Annotated in this window: 16 protein-coding genes and 1 pseudogene; 3 read left to right on the plus strand and 14 right to left on the minus strand. The window is 34.8% G+C overall.

Annotation, left to right across the window (positions count from 1 at the left end):
• Positions 1 to 33 precede the first annotated feature (33 nt).
• The 13 genes and pseudogenes from fruA to GYW75_RS05310 form a co-directional block, all read right to left on the minus strand.
• Positions 34 to 1,728 (minus strand): PTS fructose transporter subunit IIBC, encoded by a 1,695-nt coding sequence (gene fruA, locus GYW75_RS05250; protein ID WP_174798687.1) that lies wholly within the window; start codon positions 1,726 to 1,728, stop codon positions 34 to 36.
• Between the two features lie 8 nt (positions 1,729 to 1,736).
• Positions 1,737 to 2,672, minus strand: coding sequence for a 1-phosphofructokinase (gene fruK, locus GYW75_RS05255; protein WP_174798688.1), 936 nt, complete (start codon positions 2,670 to 2,672; stop codon positions 1,737 to 1,739).
• A complete protein-coding gene (fruB, locus tag GYW75_RS05260) occupies positions 2,672 to 3,877 on the minus strand; it encodes a fused PTS fructose transporter subunit IIA/HPr protein (RefSeq protein WP_085164314.1) in 1,206 nt (401 codons plus the stop codon). The genes fruK and fruB overlap by 1 nt, the downstream gene beginning before the upstream one ends.
• A 214-nt stretch (positions 3,878 to 4,091) precedes the next feature.
• Positions 4,092 to 5,096: a catabolite repressor/activator gene (cra, locus tag GYW75_RS05265; RefSeq protein ID WP_174798689.1), complete on the minus strand. Its 1,005-nt coding sequence runs from the start codon at positions 5,094 to 5,096 to the stop codon at positions 4,092 to 4,094.
• Between the two features lie 134 nt (positions 5,097 to 5,230).
• The gene (locus GYW75_RS05270; protein WP_065589397.1) at positions 5,231 to 5,986 is read right to left on the minus strand and encodes an iron ABC transporter ATP-binding protein; all 756 of its coding nucleotides are present in this window, start codon (positions 5,984 to 5,986) and stop codon (positions 5,231 to 5,233) included.
• On the minus strand, positions 5,983 to 6,954 hold the full coding sequence (locus tag GYW75_RS05275) for an iron chelate uptake ABC transporter family permease subunit (protein ID WP_174798690.1): 972 nt from the start codon (positions 6,952 to 6,954) through the stop codon (positions 5,983 to 5,985). Before GYW75_RS05275 ends, GYW75_RS05270 begins: the two co-directional genes overlap by 4 nt.
• Positions 6,944 to 7,900, minus strand: a complete 957-nt coding sequence (locus GYW75_RS05280) for an ABC transporter permease (RefSeq protein ID WP_174798709.1) — start codon at positions 7,898 to 7,900, stop codon at positions 6,944 to 6,946. Before GYW75_RS05280 ends, GYW75_RS05275 begins: the two co-directional genes overlap by 11 nt.
• Positions 7,901 to 7,911: 11 nt before the next feature.
• Positions 7,912 to 8,865, minus strand: a complete 954-nt coding sequence (locus GYW75_RS05285) for a siderophore ABC transporter substrate-binding protein (RefSeq protein WP_174798691.1) — start codon at positions 8,863 to 8,865, stop codon at positions 7,912 to 7,914.
• A 212-nt stretch (positions 8,866 to 9,077) separates the two neighbouring features.
• Positions 9,078 to 10,532: a nitrogen regulation protein NR(I) gene (gene glnG, locus GYW75_RS05290; RefSeq protein WP_174798692.1), complete on the minus strand. Its 1,455-nt coding sequence runs from the start codon at positions 10,530 to 10,532 to the stop codon at positions 9,078 to 9,080.
• Between the two features lie 10 nt (positions 10,533 to 10,542).
• Positions 10,543 to 11,592, minus strand: a complete 1,050-nt coding sequence (gene glnL, locus GYW75_RS05295; RefSeq protein WP_085164323.1) for a nitrogen regulation protein NR(II) — start codon at positions 11,590 to 11,592, stop codon at positions 10,543 to 10,545.
• Positions 11,593 to 11,664: 72 nt separating this feature from the next.
• Positions 11,665 to 13,074, minus strand: coding sequence for a glutamate--ammonia ligase (gene glnA / locus GYW75_RS05300; protein ID WP_174798693.1), 1,410 nt, complete (start codon positions 13,072 to 13,074; stop codon positions 11,665 to 11,667).
• Between the two features lie 226 nt (positions 13,075 to 13,300).
• Positions 13,301 to 13,549: pseudogene (locus GYW75_RS05305) on the minus strand (hypothetical protein); the annotation flags it as partial.
• Positions 13,550 to 13,725: 176 nt separating this feature from the next.
• Complete coding sequence (locus GYW75_RS05310) at positions 13,726 to 13,929, minus strand: hypothetical protein (RefSeq protein WP_174798695.1); 204 nt, start codon at positions 13,927 to 13,929, stop codon at positions 13,726 to 13,728.
• A 130-nt stretch (positions 13,930 to 14,059) separates the two neighbouring features.
• Between GYW75_RS05310 and GYW75_RS05315 the strand changes: the two genes are divergently transcribed.
• The 3 genes from GYW75_RS05315 to gpsA are packed head-to-tail and all read left to right on the plus strand — an operon-like array spanning position 14,060 to position 16,058.
• Positions 14,060 to 14,500 (plus strand): rhodanese-like domain-containing protein, encoded by a 441-nt coding sequence (locus tag GYW75_RS05315; protein ID WP_065589391.1) that lies wholly within the window; start codon positions 14,060 to 14,062, stop codon positions 14,498 to 14,500.
• Positions 14,501 to 14,524: 24 nt separating this feature from the next.
• Complete coding sequence (gene secB / locus GYW75_RS05320; protein ID WP_065561473.1) at positions 14,525 to 15,001, plus strand: protein-export chaperone SecB; 477 nt, start codon at positions 14,525 to 14,527, stop codon at positions 14,999 to 15,001.
• Between the two features lie 40 nt (positions 15,002 to 15,041).
• Positions 15,042 to 16,058 carry an NAD(P)H-dependent glycerol-3-phosphate dehydrogenase gene (gpsA, locus tag GYW75_RS05325; protein ID WP_411578402.1) on the plus strand — a complete coding sequence of 339 codons (1,017 nt, stop codon included), beginning with the start codon at positions 15,042 to 15,044 and terminating at the stop codon, positions 16,056 to 16,058.
• 70 nt (positions 16,059 to 16,128) lie between these two features.
• Here the strand turns inward: gpsA and GYW75_RS05330 are convergent, their stop codons facing one another.
• On the minus strand, positions 16,129 to 17,103 hold the full coding sequence (locus GYW75_RS05330; protein WP_065589389.1) for an ornithine cyclodeaminase family protein: 975 nt from the start codon (positions 17,101 to 17,103) through the stop codon (positions 16,129 to 16,131).
• Positions 17,104 to 17,259 lie beyond the last annotated feature (156 nt).

Here is a 17,259-nt window from a genome sequence, read left to right on the forward strand (position 1 = left end):
CACTTGATGGCGCTTTTATTTATATGTTTAAAATTACGCAGCAGTTACAGATTCTGACTCTGGTTGTTTAATAAATGCATATGCTACACCAGCAATAACGGCACCAACAACAATAGACAATAAGTAGCCAACTACTGGTTTAACAACACCTGGAATTGCTAAAGCAAATAAACCACCATGCGGCGTCATTAATGTTGAACCGAAGGCTAACGCCATACCACCAGTAATAGCACCACCAACAATACAACATGGGATAACACGTAATGGATCGCGCGCAGCAAATGGAATTGCTCCTTCTGAAATAAAGCATAAGCCTAATACCAATGAAGCCTTACCACTTTCTTGTTCAGTTTTAGCAAATTTTTTGCGCGCAATCAATGTCGCAATTCCCATTGCTAAAGGTGGAACCATGCCCCCAGCCATAACCGCTGCCATTGGGGCATAAACTTGCGCTGAAATTAAACCTGTACCAAATGCATAGGCAACCTTATTTATTGGTCCACCCATATCAGTACACATCATGCCACCTAATATAGCGCCCAATATAACGGCATTGGCCGTACCCATTGAATTTAACCATACTGTTACAACGTTCATTAACCACGCAATAGGCGTACCAACAATAAATTGCATCACAAGACCGGTAATAAGCGTTGCAAATAGTGGTACGATTAATATTGGTTTCAATGCCTCTAGACTTTTTGGTAATGGTAAATATTTAGTGATTAATAGTGCTAGATAACCTGCAAAATAACCAATAATAATTCCACCTAAAAAGCCAGCGCCCGTCGAAACTGCTAGTAAACCGCCAACAAGTCCTGGTGCAAGACCGGGTCTGTCAGCAATGGAATAAGCAATATAACCTGAAAGCAGTGGCACCATAAGTGAGAAAGCAAGACCACCGATTTCAGCTAAGTGCGATTCTCCAATTAATTTTTGTACTCCATCAACCATTTCAAATGAACCAAAAGCGAATGAAAGCGCAATAATCAAACCACCTGCAACCACCATTGGTAACATATAAGATACACCTGTTAGAAGGTGCTGATAAATACCTTTTTTCTCGTTGCTTGATTTAGCGGTTGAAGTATTTGATGACGGTTGATATACGGTTGCTTCTTCAAATGCTTTATCAAATTCTTGTGCTGTTTTTTTCAGAGCTGGACCTGTTTTGGTGCGATAAAGTTTTTTACCTGCAAATTTACTCAAATCAACATCAATATCACAAGCCGCAATTACAACATCGGCTGAAGCCACTTCTTCTGGTGTTAATTCATTACCGACACCAACTGAGCCACGTGTTTCAACCTTACACCACCATCCACGTTTTTTGGCTTCCTCTTCAATCGCTTCTGCTGCCATAAAGGTGTGAGCAACACCTGTTGGGCATGCGGTTACCGCAACAATACGTTTTACACTGGTATTATTGCTTGGTGAAGACATAGCTTCGGCTGTTTGTTGATAAACACTCGCTTTACTTTGCGCATCTGTTAAAATCTGTTTTGGGTTAGCAAAAATTTGATTTAAATCATCAACGGCATAAACCTTTTTACCAACAACTGCTTTATCACTGATAGTTCCAGAGCCTACTGCAACTATAACATCAGCCGATGTTGCATTATCAACCAGATTTAGATTTAATTCGTTTGCGGCTAAAGCTAATTCCGCTTTAGCCAAACGTCCATTTACTGGGCCTGTATTACTACCTTCAATAATATATATATTCATGAATACTCCTATTCAGAAATTATTTCAATTTTTTCTAGCATATTATTTACAGCTTGGCAATCAGATATACCAACACCAGCTTGCCCAACTGATAAAGCTGCAACACTTGATGCAAAGACTAAAGTATCTTTAATTGAACGATTAGTCATTAAGCCATACATCAACCCGGCGACCATTGAATCACCGGCACCAACAGTACTAACTACATGACATTTTGGTGGTTTTGCAAGCCATGCTTCATTTTTAGTTACCCACAAAGCTCCTTTACTTCCTAACGAGATCACTACATTTTCAATGCTGTCGTTAACTAACTCCATAGCAGCTGCTTTAACATCTTCTAATGTTGGTAATTTGCGACCTACCCACATTTCTAGCTCTTTGTCATTGGGTTTAATTAACCATGGTTTTGCTTTTAATCCTGCAACTAATGCATCTCGGCTACTATCAAATACGATCTTTGGACAAATCGCTTTAACTTGTTCCATCCACTTAGTAAATTTATCAAGTGATACTCCAGCAGGTAAACTACCGCTGATAGCCACCATGTCAATATCTTTTAGCCATTCAAGAGAATTTGTAACAAAACGTTGCCAATCTTGCTCGCTAATCGTGAAGCCTGAAAAATTAAGGTCAGTCACTTCACTATTTTCCTCAGTTAATTTAACATTAATGCGAGTACGACCTTCAATTGTTTCAAATTGATCAATCACATTTAATGATTTGAATAATAAGTTAAAACCATCACGATTTTCTTTACCTAAAAAACCGCCAATAGTTAATTGAACATCTAAATCCGACAAAACTTTAGCAACGTTGATACCTTTGCCAGCAGCAAGTAATGCATTGGTTTGGACTAAATTAACATCACCAAGCTCAACTTTGGGACAAAAACCCAAAAGATCATAAGCTGGGTTTAAAGTTATTGTTGCGACACGATAAGTCATTATTCAGTCCCCTCACCTAAACCATCCCCAATTGCTTTACCAATAGCATCAAGCGCCTGAGTAGCATCTTCACCTACTGCAGTAAATCGTAATCGGCTACCTTTTTTAGCGCCTAGCGCAACAATTTTCATTAAACTCGTTGCACTTACTGGTTCACCTTTACCATCTAAATTAGCGACAGTAACCTTACAATTAAACTCTTTAACTAATTTTACTAGTACTGATGATGGGCGTGTATGTAAGCCATTTTCGTTTGGAATAATAAATTCACGACTTAATGATTCATTATTCGATTCAGCCACAGTCGACTCATTTGAAGATGTCGATTGGATTTCTGACTTATTAGATTCTATTGTCGCAGAACCAGATAAAAGAAGGCTGATAAGATCACCTGTATTTGCTGATAATAGTAATTGTAATTTTTGGTTAAAAACTAAAGTTGCAATATTATTTACAATATCAGAAATAGAATCATCAACTGCTGATATGGTGATGAGTAACTTAACAGGCTTACCATCTTCATTAATATTACTGATGGTGCGACTAATCGCCATAGCATTTTTTAAATTACCTTGTTTGCTATCATTTAACCAAACTCCATCACCTAAATATGTAGGTTTATTGTCCAACACATCGGCAATAAAACTTGAATTTACAGCATTTTGCTGTTTTAGACGTGATGCATTTAATGCTTGTAAAGTTGCTAAACTATCAGCAGGAATATCCAATAATAATGCAGATTCATTTATAGAAAATTGGCTATCTTCAGAACTTGTTTTACCAGTTAAAATAGCAATTGCTTCGTCGGCTGACTGAATTTTTTTAATTCGCTCCTCTACCCCTTCAGCTCCAAGTACGTGAGTTAGTTGACGGAGTAATTCTAAATGCTCATCAGAGCTTGCTGCAATACCAATTGCAAGATAGGCCTTTTCACCATCATCCCCCCATTGAACACCATTAGGAAAACAAAATACTTGTACCCCTGTTTTTTTGACTAAATGGCGAGTTTTAGTAGTTCCATGGGGAATAGCAAGGCCTATACCCAGATATGTGGCTGCTTGTGCTTCTCGTTCTAGCATTCCATCGACATAACCATCTTCAACAAATCCTGCATTGGTTAATGCCGTAGCAATTTTTTTTATCGCTTCAGTTTTATTGGTAGCTTGTTCATTTAAATGAATATTTTCTTTAACTAAATGAAACATATAATAAATACCTCTGGGTTAATAATGTTGGGTCGACTAAAATGACTTAGAAAATACAAATCCTTTAATCAATTGAATCGTTTCAGCAATAATGAATAAATAAACATTAATTATCAAATAAATTATGTCTATTAATAAGTAATTTGTGATCTGGATCTTATTTTTTAATTTGAACTGTTTTAAAATTAACATATTTTTTATGCCTATTAATACCTTAACGGCTTAAGCTACCTCGATAGATCAATCGTCTTGGAATTATTGTTGTGCCCGATTGGTAATTATTGTTATGCAGATAGTTTAAAAACAGTTTTATTGTTACATCGGCAACTTCTTTATGATCTTGTGAAAGTGATATAACTTTACATGGTAAAAAATCTAACAATTCATTATCTCCAAAGGTAGCAATAGTTAAACTCTCGGGTAAGTGCCCAAATTTTCTTAAAATTGCATCAATGCTCCCCTGTAATAAAGAAAAAGAGGTAGTAAATATGCCATTAGGCAATTCATGACTTTCTAGCCATTGACTAAAGGCTAAATCAGCATCTCGTCGACTATAGTTATTTGCATATAAAAAATCAACTTTATTACAATTGTCAAGTTTGATATCTTTAAAACCATCTAAACGAAGTTGACTAACAGATAAGTTTGGTAAGGCTCCTATATAAACCACTGAATCTTGTACAAAGTTATTAAATGCTTGAGCAAGTGATTTAGAATCTTGTTTATCTGCACCTACAATATTTCTAAATTTAGAGATGGATAATATTCGATCAAGTGCAAATAATGGAATCTTTTCGTTTTGCCAGTCATCATAAAAAAAATAATCTTGAGCAAAAACAAACGAAGAAGAAACAATTAAGGCATCTACGCGACGCTGCTGAAGGTGTTTGACACACTCTCTTTCGACTTGTGGATTATCTTCGGAACATGCAATTAGTAATTGATATCCTTCCTTTCTTACCAATTGTTCTAAATAATTAGCTATGCGAGTGTAACTGTTGTTTTCTAAATCAGGAATAATAATGCCTATAGTCCGGGTTTTACCTGCTCTAAGCCCCGCTGCTACCGCATTGGGTTGGTAATTATGTTTTTTCACCACCGACATAACTTTTTCGACTGTTTTATCACTAACGCGGTACTTTTTGGCTTTTCCATTGATCACATAACTGGCCGTCGTCCTTGATACACCAGCTAAAAGTGCTATTTCCTGTAATTTCATTATAATTATCTCAACAAAAATATTGCCAATTATTTAACATGGTTAGAAATAAATAGTAAACAATAATTTTTATTTACTTAATTAAACAATTGTAACTTTTTACTATTAAGATTAATTAATTTCCATTGTATTTGTTAATAGTAAATAGCAATATTTTGATTGTGAATATTTTCAATTTTGACCGGTGTATCAAATATATCTTCTAAAATATTGGCTTTCATAATCTGTTGTGAATTGCCTTGGTATATTAATTCACCATTTTTCATCGCTAAGATGTAATCTGAATATACGGATGCAAAGTTGATATCATGAATAACAATCACAATGGTTTTACCCAGCTCATCGGCTGCGCGGCGCAATTGTTTCATCATGGCAACAGCATGTTTCATATCAAGATTATTGAGTGGTTCATCAAGTAATACATATTCAGTATCTTGACATAACACCATAGCAACATAAGCTCGTTGCCGTTGACCACCAGATAATTCATCTAAAAAGCGGTCTTTATATTCAGTAAGATCTAAAAAATCGAGCGCTCGATAAATATGGTTATAATCATCAGCATTTAAACGCCCTTTGGTATAAGGATAACGCCCAAATCCAACTAGTTCAAAAACAGACAATCTACTGGTAAAACGGTTTTCTTGTCTCAATACTGATAAATAAGTGGCAAGTTTATCACTTGGCGTATTAACAACATCCATATTTTGAATTTTAACTTGTCCTTCATCAGCTAATAGAAGACGACTTATAATTGATAATAGCGTCGATTTTCCCGCCCCATTTGGACCAATAATAGCAGTAATTCCACCTTGTGAAATCGTCGCATTGACATTTTTTAATACAGATACTGTTTGATAGTTTTTACTAACATTATCAATTTTTATCACTTTGGAACCTTTTTTAATAATAAGAAGATAAACAAAGAACCACCAATGAATTCAATGACAATGGATAATGCACCAACCATATTTAATACTCGCTCTAAGAACATTTGTCCACCGACCAGAAAAATAACACCTAACAAAAAAGCAGTAGGTAGCAAAAAACGATGTTGGCTTGATCCACTAATACTATAAGCTAAATTAGTAATTAAAAGCCCTAAAAAAGTGAATGGACCGACTAATGCCGTTGACACTGACACTAAAACTGAAACTAGCAATAATATAATAGTGACACTTTTTTGATAATCGATACCCAAATTGATTGCATTATCCCGACCCAACGCAAGTACATCAAATTTAAATCGCATTTGCCATAAAAATAGACCAACAATAGCTACTATTACTAACGAAAAGATAATCAATACAGGCTCTGCACGCGTAAATGTAGCAAAAATACGACTTTGAAGCACAGCAAATTCAGACGGGGTCATTAAGCGTTGCAATAGATTAGAAAAACTACGGAATAATGTGCCTAAAATAATTCCTATTAATAATACCAAATGTAAATTTTTCTTGAGTCTAGTAAACAAGCCTCGATATAAAAATAAAGAGAATAAAATTAATAAAAGTGATTCGAATACAAATTTACCAATAATACCAATATAAGGAATACCTTGTGAATCAATACAAAAGATTACAACAGTTTGAATAAGTACAAATAGTGATTCGAATCCCATAATAGAAGGTGTTAATATTCGATTGTTGGTAACTGTTTGAAAAAGCAGTGTTGATGTCGCAGCCGAAAAAGCGACTAAAATCATAGTTAGCATTACCCACGTTCGATGCTTCAAAATATAGCTAATATTGCCTTTAAGGTTGAAGGTCATAAAACATGTTATGCATATTAAAGCAATAATTAACAATAAAAGAACTCTTTTTTGACACAAAATATGGCGTTTTTGATTAACTAACATGACGTTTTCGACTCAACAATATTAAAAAAATAATAGCGCCAACTACGCCAAGAATAACACTCACGGGGATCTCAAAAGGATAGCGAATTACACGCCCAATAATATCGCAAATTAAAACTAATCCACTACCAAACAAACAGATCCATGGAATGGTTTTACGAACATTGTCCCCAAATAATAAACTAACAATATTTGGTACAATCAATCCTAAAAATGGTAAAACTCCAACAACTACAACGACAATACCACCAATTAATGCAATAACAATAAGTCCTGTTAACATAACACGACGATAGTTAAGCCCTACATTAATAGAAAAATCACGCCCCAAGCCAACTACAGTAAACTGATCCGCACACCAACAAGCAAGTAATGTCAAACCACCCACCAACCATAATAATTCGTAACGACCTTTTAAAATAGCTGAAAAATCACCTGATTCCCAACCACCAAGTGATTGTAATAAATCAAAATACATGGCAAAAAATGTAGTAATAGCGCTAATAACTGCACCTAACATAATGCCAATAAGAGGTACCATTATTGCTGACTTTAAAATAATCTTTCGAGAAATCGCCATAAATATCATTGTGCCAATCATAGCAAATAGGCTAGCAACAACCATTTTAGTCATGACACTAGCGCCAGGAGCTAAAACCATCATAACTAATAAGCCAAGACTAGCCGATTGAGTAGTGCCAACTAAAGAAGGTTCAACAAATCGATTTTGTGTTAATAATTGCATAATCAAACCTGCAACACTCATGGCACTACCTGCTAACAATAAGGCAACAGTTCGAGGAATACGGCTTACAAAAAAAATCTCACGCATATTGCTATCTGACCATAAATCAAATAGTGTCACATGCCCTGCACCAATAAATAAACTTATTGCAGTCATGATCAATAAAATGAACATACCTGCAATAAAATAAAATGATTTAATCATGCTTTACATTAATGCGCTGGTTCACTTTGCAAAGCGACACCTATTTGATCCATCAAACGGCTATAGGTTTGAATACCGCCAGCAATATACATGGAAGAAGAATCTAAATAAACAATATGGTTTTGTTGCCATGCAGCAGTTTTTCGGATCAATTCGTTGTCAAGTACTTGTTGTGCAGACTGAGCTTCTTTATTACCTATTGCATTATCTCTATCTAACACAAATATCCACTGCGGATTAACACTCAAAATAAATTCAGAGGTAACAGCATTACCATGACGACCAGCTTCTTGGAAAGTAGTTGCTGGCTGAAAACCGAGCACATCAAACACAAAACCAAAACGAGATTTTGAGCCATAAGCCGACATCTTACCGCCATTAATCATAATCACTAGTGCTGTGCCAGCAGTAGTTGTCTTGGTTTTCAATTGTTCGATTTTTTGATTAAAATCGGCAATAAGTTTCTTAGCTTCATTTTGTTTATTGAAGATTGAGCCTAATTGTTCTGTTCTTTGAGTTAAACTACTTAAAAAATTATTTGGGTCAATATCTAAAGAAATCGTCGGAGCAATATCATTCAATTTTTTATAAGCATCAGTAGCGCGACCTCCAGCAACAATAACATCTGGTTGAATTGAACTTAAAACTTCATAATTTGGTTCAAATAAAGTGCCCACATTAGTGTAGTCTTTGCGTCCATATTTAGATAAGAAAGTTGGATAATGTACATCTGATTGAGGCACTGCTGTCACAGGAATATTTAATGCGTCCATGATATCAAGTGTTGCAGTATTAAAAACAACAACTTTTTTAGGATTTTCAGGCACATCGGTTTTACCTTGAGCATGTTCAATGGTAAGCGTATTTGCAGAGGTTTGCTGTTCTTTTTTATTGTCACATCCAACCAAAACAAGCAAAACAGCAAGCAAAACTAAAAATTTCACTTTGATATATGAATACATTGTAACTCCTAATTATCAACCAAATAAAAAACAAAAAACGATAATTATAATAATTATCATTTACATTAAGATTGTAACCAAAAAATTTGCTCTATTCAATGCACTTTAACTATTTAAAAATTTAATATGTGATAAAAGATAGATTAAATAGCACTCAAATGAATGGATTAAAAAGCTATCGATTTGTTCGATAGCATAATTAATATTGGTGATTAAGGGTGTTTAGTGGGATCAAGCGATAAATCTTTAAGTTTTCTAGTTAATGTATTTCGCCCCCAGCCTAACAGATGAGAAGCATCTTGTTTGTGACCTCGAGTAAAATTAAGTGCACTTCTTAGTAAGATTCGTTCAACATCATTTATTGCTTCAGTCAAAATTCCTGTTTTACCATCTATTAGAGCTTGTTTTGCCCATTGTTCCAGCAATACTTTCCAATCAACTTCTTGTTGAGAAAAGTGGCTTGTAGGCAATGTGGTATTTTCATTTGTAACCACTGTTTTAACTGTCGATAATTGCAACAATTCTGGAGGCAAGTCCTGAACTAAAACCTCTTTATTTGAAGACATCACCGTAACCCAGCGACAAATATTTTCAAGTTGACGAACATTACCTGGCCAATTAAAGCGACATAAAACATTTAAAGCTTCCGAACTGAATACTTTACTTTCTACCCCCAATTCTTTGGCGGTTGTATGTAAAAAATGTTCTGATAGTTTTGGTATATCTTCAATTCGATCGCGTAGCGGTGGTAATAAGATGCGAATTACATTTAGACGATGAAAAAGATCTTCTCTAAATTTACCCTCACGAACCCTAGCTTGTAAATCTTGATGAGTAGCTGCAATAATACGGACATCTACTTTGACAGGTGAATAACCGCCAATACGATAAAATTGCCCATCAGCAAGCACCCTTAATAATCTAGTTTGAACATCAAGTGGCATATCACCAATTTCATCTAGAAATAATGTACCACCATTCGCTTGTTCAAACCTACCGTGCCTAATTTGAGCCGCTCCAGTAAACGCCCCTTTTTCATGTCCAAAAAGTTCTGACTCAATAAGATCTTTAGGGATGGCTGCCATATTTAGCGCAATAAAAGGGGATTGTGAGCGAGGGCTATGGATATGTAATGCTTTTGCAACTAATTCTTTCCCCGTTCCTGATTCACCATTAATCAATACACTAATTGATGATTTGGAAAGCCTACCAATAATACGAAAAACTTCCTGCATTGAAGGTGCTTCACCAATAATGCCGGTCGATGCTTTACTTGTTGTATTATTATTGGTTTTATTACTTTGAGTTTGTGAAATCGCACGTTCAACCAATTGAATAACTTCGTCCACATCAAAAGGTTTAGGAATATAATCATAAGCACCTTTTTGATAGGCATTTACTGCTGCATCTAGATCGGAATGAGCAGTCATAATAATAACTGGCAAATTCGGCATTTGATCTTTAATATGATGAAGCAATGTCAAACCATCAAGTCCTGGCATTTTAATATCAGAAATTAGTACAGCTGGTTTTTGTACATATGTATCTAATGCATCAATAACTTGCTTACCACTCTCAAAGCTAACACAGTTAAAATGAGCATTAGTTAATGCTTTTTCTAATACCCATCGAATAGAGCTATCATCATCAACAATCCACACATTCATTTTATTTACCTCACTGCCTAATTGGCAAATAGACAGAAAATTGAGTATGCCCAGGCCAACTATTAAATTCAATTTTACCATGATGTTGATCAACAATATTATTTGCAATCGAAAGTCCAATACCTGTACCTCCTTCATGCCCGCTCACCATAGGATAAAACAAAGTATCTTGTATATGAACAGGCACACCTGGTCCAGTATCTTCAATATCAATACGAGCGCACAAACGATAGCGCTGGCCATGTAAAGTGATCTGAAAAGCAGTTCTTGTCCTGATAATAATTGTGCCAGTATTGGATCCGATAGCCTGTAAAGCATTGCGAACAATATTTAAAATTACCTGCTCTATTTGTTCGGAGTCATGAATAAAATCAGGTAAGCTTGGATCATAATCACGCAGAATTTTAATATTGATTGGTTTTTCCAAACACAGCAAAGCATAGATACGTTCTATTGCTTGATGAATACTTTGTTCTTTTTGTTGTAATCGCTGCTGTGGACCTAATAACCTATCTACCAGATTTCTTAATCTATCTGCTTGTTCAATAATAATTTTTGTGTAATCTTGCAATTCATTTTTAGGTAGTTCACGTGATAATAATTGAGCGGCGCCTCGAAGCCCTCCGAGAGGATTTTTAATTTCATGAGCTAGTCCACGAACTAATTCACGAGCTGCACTCTGTTGCGCTTGTTGCAATTGTTCTTGGCTAAGGCGTTTATGGCTATTTAATGGCGTCATTTCAATTAAAATCTGTCCATTACCTAATAGTTGAGCTGTCAACGTTAAAATATGTAATTCATTATTAATAACTAAATTGACTTCATTATCTGTAAAACCCTGATTTTGCTCTAATGTACTGAGCATTAAATTTATATCCAAAGAAAAGTATCCCAGCAAATCAGGAAGATAACTTTCTAATAATTTTTTTGAACTTTGTGCTAATAATTGCTGTGCAGCAATATTGGCATACAGAATATTAAGCTTAGTATCAAGTAATAAAATACTTGTAATCATAGAATCGAGAACAAGATTAGCATCAGATTCATTATCAAATGTCATCGTTGGTTTTCCGTCCTGATTAGAAACCACCGCAAATTAACGGTGGTTTGATAGGTTAAATTACTATATAGCTTATAGACTATAGTACATTTCAAACTCAACTGGGTGAGGTGTCATACGTACACGATCAACATCTTGACGTTTTAAATCAATGTATGCATCAATAGCATCGTTAGTAAATACATTACCACGTGTTAAAAATTCACGATCTGCATCTAATGCGTTAAGTGCTTCTTCAAGTGAACCCGCAACTTGAGGAATTAATTTAGACTCTTCTGGTGGTAAGTCATATAAGTTTTTATCCATTGCATCACCAGGGTGAATTCTATTGATAATACCATCTAAACCAGCCATTAACTGCGCAGCAAAAGATAAGTATGGATTACCAGCTGGATCTGGGAAGCGAACTTCAATACGGCGAGCTTTAGGGCTAGTCACAACTGGAATACGGATTGATGCTGAACGGTTACGGGCCGAGTAAGCAAGCATAACTGGTGCTTCATATCCCGGGACAAGACGTTTATAAGAGTTAGTTGCAGGGTTTGTAAATGCATTAATTGCTTTCGCATGTTTAATAATACCGCCAATATAGAATAATGCCATTTCAGAAAGGCCCGCATATTTATCACCAGCAAATAAATTTACGCCATCTTTTGCCAATGATTGGTGACAGTGCATACCAGAACCATTATCACCAAATATTGGTTTTGGCATAAAGGTCGCGGTTTTACCATATGCGTGTGCTACATTTTGTACAACATATTTATAAATTTGCACTTCATCAGCTTTTTTAGTTAACGTATTAAAACGACAGGCAATTTCATTTTGACCTGCTGTTGCAACTTCATGATGATGCGCCTCAATCACTAAGCCAAGTTGCTCCATAATTGAGCACATTTCAGAACGGATATCTTGTGATGAATCAACCGGAGGAAGTGGGAAATAACCACCTTTTACACCTGGACGATGGCCTTTATTGCCTTCGTCATATTTAGTACCTGAGTTCCAGGCCGCTTCAATATCATCAATATGTACAAAGCTACCTGACATTGGCGAACCGAAACGAACATCATCAAATAAGAAAAATTCTGGTTCAGGGCCGAAAATAACAGTATCAGCAATACCTGATGATTTTAAAAATTCTTCGGCACGTTTAGCAATTGAACGTGGGTCACGATCATATCCTTGTAATGTTGCAGGCTCTAAAACATCACAACGGAGATTTAATGTCACATCTTCAAAAAAAGGATCGATAACAGCACTTGATGTATCTGGCATTAACACCATATCTGATTCATTAATACCTTTCCAACCTGCAATTGATGAACCGTCAAACATCTTACCATCTTCAAAAAAGCTGTCATCAATTTGACTAACAGGAATTGTAACGTGTTGCTCCTTACCTTTTGTATCGGTAAAACGTAAATCAACAAACTTAACATCATTTTCTTTAATTTGTGTTAAAACTTTTAGTATAGACATGTATCTTCTCCATTGAGGACAAATAATAATTATTCAGTTTTTAAGGTATTCTTACCAAATTGCTATAACGTATGCAAATATAATGCCAATTTTTTAACTCTATTTTTGGTGGCTTTATAAGTAGCTATAGTAACATAAATATTACAGTTGCACTAAAATAATGCAATAAGCACCAGAATAATGCACCAAAATAGTCATATAAAAAATTAAACCCAATTTTTATGCTCTATATATCTTCTCGCAGTGCTTCAATGCTCAAATGAAAAGTTATTTTATTCCAGTCATGCTCAATCGTTTCTTCTGAACTAAACACCACGTGATACAGCATATTATCTTTAGGATTTACAAAAGATGTAGAAGGATAAACATCCGTACCCCAATAACAGCAAATTAATTTAAGTTCACCTATTCCCATGGTGTTAGCTAAATACTGATGTGCTTGTTTTGCATATTTACCCTCAATTTTATAAATAACTTTAAGAGGTTTTCATTGTTCTTTATCATTTTGTATACAATCATTATATTTAAAGAAATCGGGCGCATCTGCATCAAATTCACGCAAAAAATCACGACAAATTAAATCGGGATCATAGTCATAATGCGGGAAATATTCTGAATGTTTGATTTTTACGTTACGAAGTTTTGTTCTCTTTAACTCAGAAATTTGTTTATTAAAATATGTTCAGCATAAGCTTGATGATAATCACCATTTTCTAAATAATAATTAGCTAATAAAGGTTCGTCTTCAATAGTTTGAGAATTAAATTTATTAAATTCAGAAGAATCATCAGCAAACGCCGGAGAAATAATGGAAAATACAACACAAACCCAAAAGATAAATTGTTTCAATCTCATTAACCTATCCCTTAAAATTAAATAAATATTTTTTATAAAATAGCAAGATTTTCTTATTGGTGCTGTATTTCAGTGCATAATATCGTTATAATCTCACCTTATATTGAAATGACTAGGTAATCATACAAATATGGACTTTATAACACTCGAAATTCTACCTTTTGTAAAAAATCATTTTTTACTGTCCCTAGGTTGGATTGTGCTGTTTATTGCAATCATTGTACTAACCATTAAAGGAAAACTATCTAAAGTTAAAGTTATCAATAATGCTCAGGCAATCCATATGGTAAATAAACAAGATGCAGTTATTATTGATATTCGCTCTGCTGATAGCTTCAAAAAAGGGCATATAACAGATTCTCATAACATTTTGCCTATCGACATTAAAAATGCAAGTGCAAAAACAATTGAAAAGTTTAAAGAAAATATCATTATTTTAATTGATGAGAATGGTTTATCATCAACAGGTATAGGTGAAATACTTGTCAAACAAGGTTTTTCAAATGTCTTTGTATTAAAAGATGGTATTGCTGGATGGAACGGCGAGAATTTACCATTAGTTAGAAAATAATATTATAAAAAATAAGGTTTTATCATGACAGAACAAAACAATACACAACAACCAGAAACACAGTTTGCTATTCAACGTATTTATACTAAAGATGTTTCATTTGAAACTAATAATGTTCCAGAAATTTTTACTAAACAATGGCAACCAGAACTGAATCTTGAATTAAATTCATCTTCGCAAGTTTTAAGTGAAAATGTATATGAAGTTGCACTTCGTGTCACTGTAACAGTAAAACAACAAAACGAAGTTGTGTATATCTGTGAAGTTACTCAAGCGGGTATTTTCTCACTTGTCGGATTTGACGAAGGCCAAATTCAACATTGTGTTGGTGCTTATTGTCCAAATATTTTGTTCCCCTATGCTCGTGAAGTAATTTCAAGTTTAGTGAATAAAGGTACATTCCCACAAGTGAATTTAGAACCAGTAAATTTTGAAGCACTATTTATGAACTATATTCAGCAACAACAAGCTGAAGCTGAATCAAAAGAAACACTACAATAGTCATTGTATTACAATTAACTGATAATAAATTTATTAGATTATTATGAAAAAAGATGCTGCAGTAACAGTAATTGGCGCTGGATCTTATGGGACCTCTTTAGCTATTTTGCTGGCAAGAAATGGTCACTCAACTTTATTATGGGGGCACAATCCTGATAAAATGACCATTTTGCAGCATGATAGGCAAAACAAACAGTTTCTACCGAATATTCCTTTCCCAAATCTGTTACAAATTGAAACTGATTTAAAAACGGCAGTTTTAGCTGCGCCAATTTTACTTATTGTGGTGCCAAGTCATGCTTTTGCAAGTATTTTGACTCAAATCAAACCTTTTTTACGCCAAGATACAAAAATTGTCTGGGCTACAAAAGGACTTGAAGTTAATACTGGCCGATTATTACAAGATGTTGCAGAGGAGATTTTGGGCAATAAGATTCCATTAGCGGTCATTTCTGGTCCTACTTTTGCTAAAGAAGTCGCATCTGGATTACCAACAGCAGTAACTGTAGCATCAACTAATGAGCATTTTTTAAATCAACTGCAAACTTTGTTTCATTGTAGCAAAAGCTTCCGAGTCTATAGCAGCAAAGATTTTATTGGAGTGCAACTTGGTGGTGCAATCAAAAATGTTATCGCTATTGGTGCTGGATTATCTGATGGTCTTGGCTTTGGAGCCAATGCCAGAACAGCATTAATTACACGTGGACTTGCTGAAATGATGCGTTTAGGTGCAGTATTAGGGGCAGATCCAGCAACCTTTATGGGAATGGCTGGATTAGGTGATTTGGTTTTAACCTGTACCGATGATCAATCCCGTAATCGTCGTTTTGGAATGTTACTTGGCCAAAATAAATCCATTCAAGAAGCTCAAGATGCTATTGGCCAAGTTGTTGAAGGTCGCAACAATACAAAAGAAGTCTGGTTATTAGCTCAAAAATATCATGTAGATATGCCTATCACTGAACAAATTTATCAAGTTATTTATGAAAATAAAGATCCAAAACAAGCCGCAGTGGCATTACTTAGGCGTTCACAAAAAGAAGAACTAAAAAGCTAATTTTTATACTCAAACACCTAGTTACCTGAAACTTTTTGACACAAAATTATACTAACTTGATATCTAAGTATTATAAAAACGTACCAATTCCTTTTTCTTTTGCTTTAAGATAAATATCGTAGCCAATATACACGTCTAATACAGCTGTACCAACAGTTTTAAACAGCGTGACTTGCTGATCATTTAGACGGCATTGGGTTGGATCTATCACTAAATCTCCTAACTCTAAAAAATCATCTTCTGATACCAATTTTTGTTTAATTGGATCAATAATATCACCTGCTTCAGCAAATACGCCTTCTTTAGTATCAACTACCCGAATATTAGCCTTTTCAACTACACATTCAGGAATTTCATGCATTTCTGGCGTATAAGCACCCACTCCATTAACGTGCGTGCCAGGTTTTACTTTTTCGCCATTAAATGTCACAACTTTTGAGGTTGTAACCGAAGTAATAATATCAGCTTGACTAATGTCATCATCCAAATTTTTTGAAAAATAAAGGTTAGTAGAAAAATGAGCAAAACGATATTTCATCTCTTCTGTAAATTGTTCCGCTTTTTGTGTATCAATATCAAAAATAGCGACATCAGTAAGTGAACGAACAGTTAACATTGCCTCTAATTGAGATACAGCTTGCCCACCAGTACCTATCAACACTGCTCGACTAGCATTTTTACGCGCCAGCAAATCGGTTGCTGCACCTTGAACGGCTCCTGTACGAAGCTGAGTGACAAAAGTGCCATCTAACATAGCACAGACTTCACCTGTTTGCGGATCTAACATTAAAACTTGAGCTGGTACTGATGGTTTACCCAATTTAGGATTGTCAGGAAATACCGAAACAATTTTTATACCCACAATATCGCTACCTTTAATATGTGCGGGCATAAACAAGGATTGTCCCTTTTGCATATCAAAATTTATTCGTAACGGCACATCACTGTTTCCTTGGCTATAGATTTTCAAAGCTTGTTTATCTGCAGCTATCGCATCTTTCATTGTATAAAATCTTTCAATATCATTGGCCGTTAAAATAAGCATTTTTATTCCTTAATTGATTTTCTATATTTTTTGAACTTTAGTATCTATTATCTATTTTTTAGATCAAGATTTATTGTTAATTAAACCATAAAAAACTGTTTTATATAACAAAAATCGCAGTTCTTGTATATCTTCTATATTTTCACTATTATTACA

It is taken from the genome of Gilliamella sp. ESL0232, assembly GCF_013346885.1.
Lineage (GTDB): Bacteria > Pseudomonadota > Gammaproteobacteria > Enterobacterales > Orbaceae > Gilliamella > Gilliamella bombi.